The organism is Sphingomonas sp. S1-29 (assembly GCF_026167545.1).
Lineage (GTDB): Bacteria > Pseudomonadota > Alphaproteobacteria > Sphingomonadales > Sphingomonadaceae > Sphingomonas.
In genome coordinates, this window is sequence record NZ_CP110678.1 from 613164 (window position 1) to 624306 (window position 11143).

At 66.7% G+C, this 11143-nt stretch carries 10 protein-coding genes; 2 read left to right on the plus strand and 8 right to left on the minus strand.

Features of this window, described 5'->3' with window-relative positions; translation table 11 throughout:
- Window positions 1–104 precede the first annotated feature (104 nt).
- The 3 genes from OKW76_RS02840 to OKW76_RS02850 all read right to left on the minus strand — a co-directional run bounded on the left by OKW76_RS02840 (window position 105) and on the right by OKW76_RS02850 (window position 2416).
- Complete coding sequence (locus OKW76_RS02840) at window positions 105–812, minus strand: alternative oxidase (RefSeq protein ID WP_265552737.1); 708 nt, start codon at window positions 810–812, stop codon at window positions 105–107.
- A 40-nt stretch (window positions 813–852) separates the two neighbouring features.
- Window positions 853–1383 (minus strand): GNAT family N-acetyltransferase, encoded by a 531-nt coding sequence (locus OKW76_RS02845; RefSeq protein ID WP_265550964.1) that lies wholly within the window; start codon window positions 1381–1383, stop codon window positions 853–855.
- 97 nt (window positions 1384–1480) lie between these two features.
- The gene (locus OKW76_RS02850) at window positions 1481–2416 is read right to left on the minus strand and encodes an L-lactate dehydrogenase (protein ID WP_265550965.1); all 936 of its coding nucleotides are present in this window, start codon (window positions 2414–2416) and stop codon (window positions 1481–1483) included.
- 143 nt (window positions 2417–2559) lie between these two features.
- Between OKW76_RS02850 and OKW76_RS02855 the strand changes: the two genes are divergently transcribed.
- Together OKW76_RS02855 and OKW76_RS02860 are read left to right on the plus strand one after the other, a co-directional pair.
- Window positions 2560–5103 carry a cation-translocating P-type ATPase gene (locus OKW76_RS02855; protein ID WP_265550967.1) on the plus strand — a complete coding sequence of 848 codons (2544 nt, stop codon included), beginning with the start codon at window positions 2560–2562 and terminating at the stop codon, window positions 5101–5103.
- A gap of 48 nt (window positions 5104–5151) precedes the next feature.
- A complete protein-coding gene (locus OKW76_RS02860; protein WP_265550968.1) occupies window positions 5152–6141 on the plus strand; it encodes a L,D-transpeptidase in 990 nt (329 codons plus the stop codon).
- Window positions 6142–6170: 29 nt separating this feature from the next.
- On the opposite strand, the gene OKW76_RS02865 is transcribed toward OKW76_RS02860, so the two are convergent.
- From OKW76_RS02865 to bamA, 5 genes are all read right to left on the minus strand, one after another.
- A complete protein-coding gene (locus tag OKW76_RS02865) occupies window positions 6171–6635 on the minus strand; it encodes a hypothetical protein (RefSeq protein WP_265550971.1) in 465 nt (154 codons plus the stop codon).
- A 149-nt stretch (window positions 6636–6784) separates the two neighbouring features.
- A complete protein-coding gene (rpmE, locus tag OKW76_RS02870; RefSeq protein WP_256507273.1) occupies window positions 6785–7027 on the minus strand; it encodes a 50S ribosomal protein L31 in 243 nt (80 codons plus the stop codon).
- A 99-nt stretch (window positions 7028–7126) separates the two neighbouring features.
- Window positions 7127–7609: a 3-hydroxyacyl-ACP dehydratase FabZ gene (fabZ, locus tag OKW76_RS02875; protein ID WP_265550974.1), complete on the minus strand. Its 483-nt coding sequence runs from the start codon at window positions 7607–7609 to the stop codon at window positions 7127–7129.
- A complete protein-coding gene (locus OKW76_RS02880) occupies window positions 7606–8253 on the minus strand; it encodes an OmpH family outer membrane protein (RefSeq protein WP_265550976.1) in 648 nt (215 codons plus the stop codon). Before OKW76_RS02880 ends, fabZ begins: the two co-directional genes overlap by 4 nt.
- 35 nt (window positions 8254–8288) lie before the next feature.
- Window positions 8289–11081, minus strand: coding sequence for an outer membrane protein assembly factor BamA (gene bamA / locus OKW76_RS02885; protein ID WP_265552739.1), 2793 nt, complete (start codon window positions 11079–11081; stop codon window positions 8289–8291).
- Between the last annotated feature and the right edge of the window lie 62 nt (window positions 11082–11143).

The window sequence follows — 11143 nt, forward strand, 5'->3', positions numbered from 1 at the left end:
TCGCCAGATATCCCCGAGATTTTGTAGGCCGACAAGCGACCCAGCAGCATCCGGCGAACCCCCGCCACGGTGCCGATCGCAAGTCGATCGGCACCGCGCGATGGTCAGGCGGCCACCCGGATGTCGGTCGCGTGCACCGGGTAGGGTGCGATCTTGGTTTCATCGATCGTGCCGCCGGCGAGCTGGCTCGCGAAGCCGTGGTTGACGTCGCGGTGATGCGCTTCGTCGGCGCGCACGACCAGCACGACGTCGCGCAGCGTCGCATCGTCGGCCATCTGCCAATAATGTTTGGCGATCGCGGGGGCTGGCACGTTGACCGAGCGGCCTTCGTCGATTTCCTTGAGGTACATGGTGTAGCTGATCACCGCTTCCTCCTCGAAATAGCCGACGACGCGGTGCGCGGTGCGCGACGACAGCAGGTACAGGATCGAAAAGCCGACCAGGAACACCCCCTGCACCCCAAGGATCACCATCCGCTCGAACCAGGTCGGCTTGGCGATCTCGATGAAGGTCATCAGGTGCATCCGCTCGTTCTCGGCCTCTTCCATCAGCGTGCGGATCCAGCCTTCGTCGTCGCGCATCCAGCGAAGGCACGTCAGATGCGTGAACATCGCCCCGACCATCCCGGGCACCGCCGCGACGGTTTCGAGCACGATCGCGCGATGGCCGTAGCGCTTGGCGAAGAAGGTGTCGGCGGTGAGCCGCAGCAGCTTGGTGAAGCCGAGCGCGAAGTGATCCGAGAAGCCCGAGGGGATGTGATGGATCTGGGGTTGCGCCTCCCGCTCGTCGTGCAGGGCTTGGGGACTGGGCATAAGGATGGTGTTGGTCATGCGGGAGCCTTTTCGGGGAATGTCAGAGCGCGGCGGAAAGCGGCAGCTTGCGCTCGACCAGCACCAGCGAGGAATCGCCGGGATAGGCACGTGCGGTGAAGCCCATCTCGCGTTCGAGCTCGATCGCGGCGTGGTTGGCGTAGCTCTCGATCGATTGGAGCGTCTGGACGCCGCGGGCTTCGGCGTAGCGCGCGACATGCGCGAGCAGCGCCCAGCTGATGCCGCGCTGCTTATAATCCGATCGAATGCTGATCGCGACTTCGCCGACCTCGAGCGCTGCGTCGCAGGCGAGCATCGCCGCGGCGATCACCGTCACGCCATCGTCGGCGAAGGCTAGGAAGGTCTCGGACTGGTAGTGATCGACGCGTATCATCGCCGCCAGCCGGTCGGGCCCGACGACGGCCAGCCCGGTCAGGAAGCGGAACCGCAGGTCCTCGGGCGTGACGTGGGTGAAGAACTCGGCGAGCGCGGGCTCGTCGCGATCGGTCACCGTGCGCACCAGGAACCGGTGCCCCGTGCGGGTCTCCAGGTCTGCGTTGCCGTGCGGGGTCATGCGATTCTCCGGGGTTGCACGACAATGGCGTCGGCTTCACCGGGCCAGTGCACCGCATCGGGCCCGCACTCTATGCGTAGAACCCCGCATGGCGCCGTCAGGCTGGATCGCGCTTCATCCCCTCCATCGCGTCCTCGAGCGCCTTCGACGACCGCTTGAGCGCGTCCCGCTCTTCGTCGGTCAGTTCGGGCAGGACCTGGCGTTCGATGCCGCCCGCCCCGACCAGGCACGGCAAGCTCATATAGGTACCGCCGAATCCGCTATCGTCCGCCGGCATCGTCGAAACCGGCAGCACCGACCGTTCGTCGCGCAGCACCGCTTCGCAGATGCGGACGATGGCGGTGGCGATGCCGAACGAGGTATATCCCTTGCCGGTGGCGATACGATAGCCAGCCTCGCGCACCTCGGTGGCGATTGCGGCGCGATCGAGCGGCGGTTCGGCGGCGGCGAAGGCATCGAGCGGCAGGCCGCCGACACGGATTGTCGAAAAGACCGTGACTTCACTGTCGCCATGCTCGCCGAGCACGAAGCCCTCGACGGCCGACGGCGCAACGTCGAACCTTTCGGCGAGCGTCTGACGCAGCCGCGCCGAATCGAGCAGCGTGCCGGTGCCGATCACGCGTTCGGGCGGCAGCCCCGACGCCCGCAGCGCAACCTGCGCCATCAGGTCGACGGGGTTCGCTGCGACCAACAATATGCCGTCGAAGCCGTTTTCCATCAGCGCTGCCACGCATTGCTCGACGATCGCGGCGCTGCGTGAGGCCACCGACAACCGGCTTTCGTCGCCATGCGTCGCCGCGCCCGCAGTGAGCACCGCGATCGCGGCGCTGCCCGCATCGGCATAATCGCCTGCCCAGATCCGCGCCGGGCGTGCCAAGGCATCGGCATCGGCCAAGTCGGCGGCTTCGGCCTTGGCCAGCTCAGGATTCGCGTCGATCAGCACGATTTCGCGCACCAGCGCACGTAGCATCAGCGCATAGGCGGCAGTCGCGCCGACATGGCCCGCGCCGATGATCGCGATTCGATGGGTCAAGGCTCGTTCCTTCGGTGGTTGCCACATTCAACGCGCCGGTCCGGCGCATGATCCCGACATAGTGGTTTCCCGCATATCGCCAGCCAGCCCCAGGCCTAGAGTCGGCGCGGTCGCGCGATCCTTGCAGCCACCTTGGGAATGTTATGGCTGTCATCGAACACCCTGCCGCTGCGCCGCCGGGCCTCACGTCCGCCGAGGCCGCCGCACGACTGCTGGCCGAGGGGCCGAACGAACTGCCGCGAACGGGCAATCGTTCGGTGCTGCGTATCGCCCGCGACGTGCTCAAGGAGCCGATGCTCACGCTGCTGCTGGCGGGCGGCGTCGCCTATCTCTTGCTCGGCAGCCTGGGCGAAGCACTGATCCTGCTCGCGTTCGCGACCTTTTCGGTCGTGGTCACGATCGTGCAGGAAACGCGGACCGAGCATGTACTCGAAGCGCTTCGCGACCTGTCGGCGCCCAGCGCGCGTGTCGTCCGGAACGGCGAGCAGCTCGCGATTCCCGGCCGCGAAGTGGTGCGCGGCGACCTGCTGCTGCTCGAACCCGGCGACCGGATCGCCGCCGATGCGGTGCTGCAATCGGCGATCGACCTGCAGGTCGATGAATCGCTGCTCACCGGCGAATCGGTCGCGGTGGGCAAGCTGGCATCGGCAGCGTCCGGCGATCACCGCCCCGGCGGCGAGGACCAGCCCTTCGTCTATTCGGGGTCGATGGTGACGCGCGGCAGCGGTACCGCGCTGGTCACCGCGACGGGCGCCGCGACCGAAATCGGTCGGATCGGCCAATCGCTCGCAAGCCTCGATACCGAGGCGCCGCGGCTGCGCATCGAAACCGCGCACATCGTCCGCATCTGCGCGATCGGCGGCGCCTTGGTCGCGGGCGCGGTCATCGTGCTCTACGGGCTGCTCCGCGGCGGGTGGATCGACGCCGTGCTAGCGGGGATCGCGATCGGCATGGCGATGCTGCCCGAGGAATTTCCCGTCGTGCTGACGATCTTCCTGGCGATGGGCGCCTGGCGCATCGGCCAGGCGGGCGTGCTGACCCGGCGCGCCGCGGCGATCGAGACGCTCGGATCGGCGACGATCCTGTGCACCGACAAGACCGGCACGCTGACCGAGAACCGCATGGCGGTCGCCACGCTTTGGCTGCCCGACGGTTCGACGCTGACGCCGCTCCCCGACATCGCGATGGGCGAACCGTTCGCGGCGCTGCTCAAGACAGGCACGCTCGCCAGCGCACCCCACCCGGTCGACCCGATGGAAATCGCGATCGCCGCGGTGGCGCCGCCCTCCCCCAGCGACGCCGTGCTCATCCATGGTTACGGCCTGCGCCCCGACCTGTTCGCCATGGCCAATGTTTGGCGAACCAGCGACGGCACCGCGACCGTCGCCGCCAAGGGCGCCCCCGAGGCGATCGCCGACCTCTGCCGGCTGCCCTACGAAGCGCGCGAAGCGCTGCTCGCCGCGGTCAACGCGATGGCCGAGCGCGGGCTTCGTGTCCTCGCGGTCGCATCTGCCACCGCCAGCGACACCGCGCTACCCGAGGACCTCCACGCCTTCGCCTTCGAACTGCTCGGCCTGATCGGGCTCGCCGATCCGGTGCGCCCAGGCATCGCCGAGGCGGTGTCGGCCTTCCGCGCCGCCGGGCTGCGCGTGGTGATGATCACCGGCGACTATGCCACCACCGCGCGCGCGATCGCCACCCAGGCGGGGATCGCGCGCGGCGAGGTCGTCACCGGCGCCCAGCTCGCCGCGATCGACGATGCCAACCTCGCCCGCCGGCTGCCTGCAATCGCGGTGTTCGCGCGGATCATGCCCGAACAAAAGCTGCGCATCGTCGAAGCCTTCAAGGCGGCGGGTGAGATCGTCGCGATGACCGGCGACGGCGTCAACGATGCGCCGTCGCTCAAATCGGCGCATATCGGCATCGCGATGGGCAAACGCGGCACTGACGTCGCGCGCGAAGCCTCGGCGATCGTGCTGCTGAACGACGATTTCGCCGCGGTCGTCTCGGCGATCGGGCTGGGCCGCCGGATCTACGACAATATCCGCAAGGCGATGGGGTTCATCTTCGCGATCCATGTGCCGATCGCCGGCCTCGCCTTGCTGCCGCTAGCCTTCGGGCTGCCGATCCTGTTCGGGCCGATCCACATCGCGTTGCTCGAAATGGTGATCGATCCGGTCTGCGCGCTCGTGTTCGAGGCCGAGCGCGCCGAGGAGGACAGCATGCGTCGCCCCCCGCGACCCGCGAGCGAACGGCTCTTCTCGCTCCCGATGATCGCCTGGAGCGTAACCCAGGGCGGCATCGCCTTCGCCTTGCTGGCGGGCTTGTTCGTCGTCGAAAGCCAGGTCGGCATGCCCGAACAGGAGGTGCGCGCGCTCGTCTTCTTCGCGCTGCTCGCCTCGATGGTCGCGCTGATCTTGGTGAACCGGTCCTACGGCACCTCGTTGCGCGCGATGTTCGGCCAGCAGAACAAGGCGCTGCGGTATGTGTTGGCGACGCTGGTGGCGGTGGCGATGTTGATCCTCTTCGTAGCGCCGCTGCAGACGCTGCTGCGCTTCGAGCAGCTTCACGCGAGCGACCTGGGCGTCGCGTTGGCGGTTGGCGCGGTGTTGCTCGCGATCCTCGAACTGCTCAAGCCCGCGGCAAATCGCGCGATTCTCGAGCATCAGCGAGTCCGCATCGGCTAGGTAATGTTCCGCGGTTCGCCGGCGCGCTGCGGCCGATACAGTGCGCAAATGGCACGCGATCGATTCCTCCGGATGACAGGCGGCGCGCTCGCCTTGCTCCTCGCAGCGGAGTTGCCGGTGCCCGCGATGACGGCGCCGCAGGTCACCGACGCGCCACTCACCATCGCCGATGCGGTCGCGCGGCTCAAACCCGGCGAATATATCTGGACCCCGCAGGTTTCGCCCACCGGCCCGCTGATGATCGTCGTCAGCCTCGCCCGTCAGCGCGCCTATGTCTACCGCAACGGCGTCGTCATCGGCGTGTCGACCGCATCGACCGGGACGCCGGCCAACGCGACGCCGACGGGGGTGTTCACGATCCTGCAGAAGAAGGTCGATCACGTGTCGAACCTGTACGACGACGCGCCGATGCCGTTCATGCAGCGGCTCACCTGGGGCGGAGTCGCGCTCCATGCGGGTAAGGTGCCCGGCTATCCGGCATCGCATGGCTGCATCCGCCTGCCCGCAGCCTTCGCCCGGCTGCTATACGGCGTCACCACGCGCGGGATGACGGTGATCATCACCGATCGCCCCGCCGTCCCGCGGGTTGCCCCAGCGGTCGATCTGTTCGCTGCCGGCGGCGCCGAGATCGCAGCAGGCACCGAGCCCGCGTGGCAATGGCTCGATTCCACCGCTGCCTCGGGGCCGGTATCCATCGTCGTCAGCGCAGCCGATCGACGGCTGGTTGTACTGCGCAACGGCAAGCCGATCGGTTCGGCACCGATCGTCCTGCGGCGCCCTGTCGACAGAACCACCGCCTATACGATGGCGGCGGCAGATAGCGGCACCCCGAAATGGTCGCGCGTCGCGCTGCCCTGGGACGGGGCGTTCGATGAGCCGATCGCCGATGGCGACGATCGCGATCCGGTGATCATCGATGAACGCTTCCGGCAGGCGCTCGTAAAAATCCTTACCCCCGGCACTACGGTAGTCGTCACCGCCGATACGCTGCAATCGGGCAGCGCGGGCGAAGCGCTGGCGGTACTCAGCAGCGAATGATGCCGAAAACCGGCGGTACCGAACCCGACTCAGTCGATGAGCGCGCTGGTCACCCGCATCAGCGCGCCGCCGATGCCCCCCATTGCGAAGTCGGGATCGGATCGCTGGCCGGGATCGAGCCGCATCGACATCCGCGCATCGACTGCGGCGCTCGGCGCGCCGCGGCGTTGCTGGCGATAATCGAGATTGCTGATGTCGAGCGTGCGGTCACCCGGCACCGGATCGAGCGCGCCATCGGCGGGCGATGCGATACGCAATGTTTCGGCAACCCTCGCCTCGCGCCCGGTCACGCGAAACGCGGCGATGGCTTCGCGGATACGCCTGCGCTCGATGGGTTCGAATTCAGGGGTGGCGGGCGAAAGCGCGATCGCCGATGCGGCACCCGACGTGGCTGCCGATGCAAGCATTGCGACCTTGGCGTGCTGTGGATCGTCGTCGGAACCGGGTGACGCCAACAGCGCCAATGCCATTCCCGCGATCATGCCTGCCACCATCCAAGCCTCCAACCACGATTATGGCCGGATCATGGCGCGTTTAGCGCTAGGTGGAAAGCGATTCGTGGCGCGAGCGGCAAGGCGCGCGAGCGGCGGCGAAGGCATTGCCTCCGCGCCGGGCCCGCGCGCCCTGACGCCGCGGCCTGGTGTCAGGCTTCCTTCTTGGCGCGAAGCGAAAGCCCGCCACCGAAACGCTTGTTGAAGCGTGCCACCTGGCCGCCCGCATCGAGCAGGCGCTGGTTGCCACCGGTCCATGCCGGATGCGCGAGCGGATCGATTTCCAGCTGCATCAGGTCGCCTTCCTTGCCCCAGGTCGAGCGAGTCTCGAACACGGTGCCGTCGGTCATCTGAACCTTGATCATGTGGTAGTCGGGGTGGGTATCTTTCTTCACGTCGAATTCTCCGAGGTCATGCCGCTGGTTTCCGACCAGTAGCGAAGGCGCGGCCCTTAGCAGAGCCGGGCCGTTGGTGCAATCTTCAGGCCTTGGGCGTCAGGCAGGCTTGGGCGGGTCGGCGATCATCGCGGTGAAGTTGGCGGTCGCCGCCACCTGATCACCCAGCATCGCGCGGCCGGCGAACTTGCACACGCTCGACCGCTTCTGGACGAACTCGACCTCGAGCGTCAGCAGCACGCCGGGCTCGACGGGCTTGCGGAACTTGGCTTCCTCGATCGCCATGAAATAGACGAGCTTGCCCGAGCCCGCGAGACCCAGGCTTTCGACCGCGAGGATACCCGCGGCCTGCGCGAGCGCCTCGACGATCAGCACGCCCGGCATGATCGGCCGCCCTGGGAAATGCCCCTGGAAAAAGCCTTCGTTGATCGTCACCGCCTTGATCGCGCGGATCGACCGGTCGGGGAGCAATTCCTCGACGCGGTCGACCAGCAGCATCGGATAGCGATGCGGCAGCGCCGCCATCACCCGCCCGATATCGAGCGGGCCGATCGCGGCCTTGGGCTCAGCCGCCTCGCTCATCGGCCCCGGGGGGCGGCAGGAGCAGGTGCGGCTGCAGGAGCCGCCGCGGCAGGTGCCTGGCCCTGCTGGCCGGGCTGCCAATTGGCGGGCGGCGTGATCGTCACGCTGGGGACCAGGCGGTTCAGCTCGGTCGTCACGTCGGCAGTGATGTCGTTCGACGGCTGGGTGTAGAGCGCGGCGTCGGGACGCAGCAGCAGCGTGACCTTCTTGCGTGCGACCGCAGCGTTGACCGCGGCAGGAAGCTGCGCGCTGATCTGCTCGACGACATAGGCGCGCGCGCGCGATGCCGGTGCGGTCAGCCGCTGCAGCTCGGCATTGGCTGCCTGCTCGCGCTGCTGGATCGTCGTCGCCTGGGTGCGAAGCGCTGCTTCGTTCGCATTGGGTGCCGCACGCGCGGTCTCGAATGCGGTCACCAGCGGGCGCAGTTCGTTCTGCAGCGCGGTCTGGCGTGCCTGTGCCTGGTCGAGCTGCGCCTTATAGGTCGTCTGGATCTGCGACTGCGCGGTGCGCCACGCGTTGCTCTGCGCAACCGCGCCCTCGGGGTTGGCGACCGCGATCCCACCGGTCTGCGCGGCGGCAGGAACGGGCATTGCGGCGATGGCGACGGGCGCTGCGGCAAGTAACAGGGTTTTGAACATGGTCATGATACGGGTCCTTGATCGAAAGAGAATGATGGGGGTCAGAAACCAGCGCCGACGTTGAAGGTCAACAGCTTGGGATCGTCGCCGTCGACCGAGATGATGTCCTTCGCCAGATCGATCCGGAGCGGACCGAAGGGCGAGTTCCAGTTCACGCCGATACCCACGGTGATGCGCGGCTTGATCGAATCACCGACGAAGCGCTCGAGGAACGGCGTGGTGGTGTTGACCGCCGCGCTATTCTGTTCGGTGCCGACGCAAGCGGCGCCAACGGTGGCGGCATAGCCGGTCGCGCAGGTCGTCGAACGCTGGCTGGGAACGCCGTTGTTGGTGAAGGTGTTGATATACAGCGGCGCGCCTTCGCTGTTCCGGATCGGCGTCGTCGCGGGCAGCAGGCTGGGCGAACCGTCGACGTTAAAGACGGGGTTGCCGCTCGAATCGGTCGCCTGGGTGAAGGTGATCGTCGGCAGCGGCCGCGTGACGTTGAACAACGCACCCGCCATCACATAGACCGAAGGCCGAAGCCCCAATTCCTGCGCACCCGAGCCCAAGGGGATCTCGACCTCGGCCTTGGTCAGGTAATAGCCCTTGCCGCCGATCGCGTCGTCGACGATTTGGTCGCGATCGGTGACAAGGATCGTGTTGCCGTCCTCGTCGGTGGTGAACGGGATACGCTGGACGCGCGGGCCGACGCCGCGAATGTCGAAGCCGCGGAACTGCGGTTCGCCAAGGTAGAAGCGATCGATGATCCGCACCGGATCGATCCCGGGACCGCGGCTGTCTTCGAGCGCCTTGATATAGCCGCCCTGCGCCGCAGCCGACAGGATGAAGCCGCCACCCATGTTGAAATATTTGATGCCGTCGATCCGCGCGCGGGCATAGCGGACGTCGCCGCCGAGCCCTGCGAAATCGGCGCCGATCAGCAGGCGCTGGCCAGCGGTCGGGCGCAAGCGGCTGTTGAGGCTGTCATACACCAACGATGCGCCGACCAGCGAGGTGATCCGGTTGCCGAGCTGTTCGCAAAGGAAGCGCCCAGCGCGCAGCGGGTCGCACTGCCCGTTGCTGAAGAAGGTCGCTTCGTCGAGCGAGACGTCATCCTGCTGCAGATTGTAGCGTCCCGACAGCGACCAATATTCGGTCAGCGGGATGCCGGCGACGATGTTGAAGCCCGTCGACACCTGCGAATAGGTGGTGTTGCGCTCGTTGCCCACGAAGTTGAAGTTGCTGAAGTCGCGGCGGAACACGGTGCCGCCGAGCGCGATGTTCTTGTCGAACAGATAGGGTTCGGTGAACCCCGCCTCGATCGACTTCGAGAAGCTCGAATAATTGACCTGGAGCCGCAGATCCTGGCCCTTGCCGCGGAAATTGCGCTGGCGGATCGAGCCCTGCAAGATGAAGCGCTCGAGGCTCGAAAAGCCTGCCGAGAGCGTCAGTTCGCCGGTCGAGCGTTCCTCGACGTTCGAGGTCAGGATGACACGATCGGGGGTCGATCCCGGCTGCTCCTCGATCTCGAACTTGTCCTGGAAATAGCCGAGCGAATTGATCCGGTCCTGCGAGCGCTTGCGCAGGAACGAGTTGTACGCATCGCCCTCGGCGATCCGCATCTCGCGGCGGATCACCTCGTCCTGCGTCTGGGTATTGCCGGTGATCTCGATCCGCTCGACATAGGTCCGCTGGCTCTCGGCGATGTTGAAGGTCAGCCCCATCGTCAGCGTCTCTTCGTCGCGCTGATATTCGGGGCGGACATCGGCAAAGGCGTAGCCGAACAGGCCGGCGGCCTCGCTGAGCGAGGTCACCGAATCCTCGACCAGCTTGGCGTTGAACCATTCGCCCTTCTTGATCTGCAGGCTCTTGGCGAGTTGCTCGCCGTTGAAGTCGCGGATGCCGCTGTCGACGGTGACGTCACCGAACTTATAGCGCGGGCCCTCCTCCACCACATAGGTGATGATGAAGTCTTCCTTATCGGGGGTCAGCTCGGCGACCGCTGAGATCACGCGGAAATCGGCATAGCCCTCGGTCAGATAATATTGCCGCAGCTTCTGCTGGTCATAGGCCAGCCGATCCTGGTCGTAGCTCGTCGCCGAGCTGAAGAAGCGGAAGAAGCGCGCCTGCTTGGTCGCCATTTCCTTGCGCAGCGCATTGTCGCTGAACTGCTCGTTGCCCAGGATGTTGATCTGGCGGACCTTGGACTTGGGTCCCTCGGCGATCTCGAACACCACATCGACGCGGTTCTGGTCGAGCACGACCTGCTTGGGCTCGACCACCGCGGCGAAGCGTCCCTGGCGACGATATAGCTCGACGATCCGGCCGACATCGGCGCGCACCGCGGTGCGGGTGAAGATCTGGCGCGGGGCCAGCTTGATCTCGGGGAGGATCTTGTCGCTCTTGAGCCGGCGATTGCCCTCGAGCACCACGCGGTTGATCACCGGGTTCTCGCGGATGCGGACGATCAGGTCGCCGCTCTCGACGCCCTCGATCTGCGCCTCGGCGATCAGGTCGCTGGCGTAGAGGTCCTTGATCGCGGCATCGACGGTCTCGTTGGTGTAGGGCTCGCCGACGCGAAGCTTGGTGTAGGACAGCACCGTGTCGGGTTCGATCCGCTGCGATCCCAGCACGCGAAGCGAGCGGATCGTCCGCGCGGGCTGCGCTACCACGGTCGCGGGAGTCGCGGTCTGCGGCGCACCCTGCGTCGTTACCTGGGGGGCCGGGGCAGGTGCCGCCTGGCCCGGGGTCGGCACCGGTGTCGAAGGCGCGGTCTGCGCTTCGGCGACGCCCGCCAGCATCGTTCCCGCCAACAGCACCGCCGCAGCCTGTGCGCGATATTTGCTACCCATGATCGCCGTCACCGTCGTTCCATCCCGAAATACTGGAAAATATCGTTCCGGGCGTACCGGCA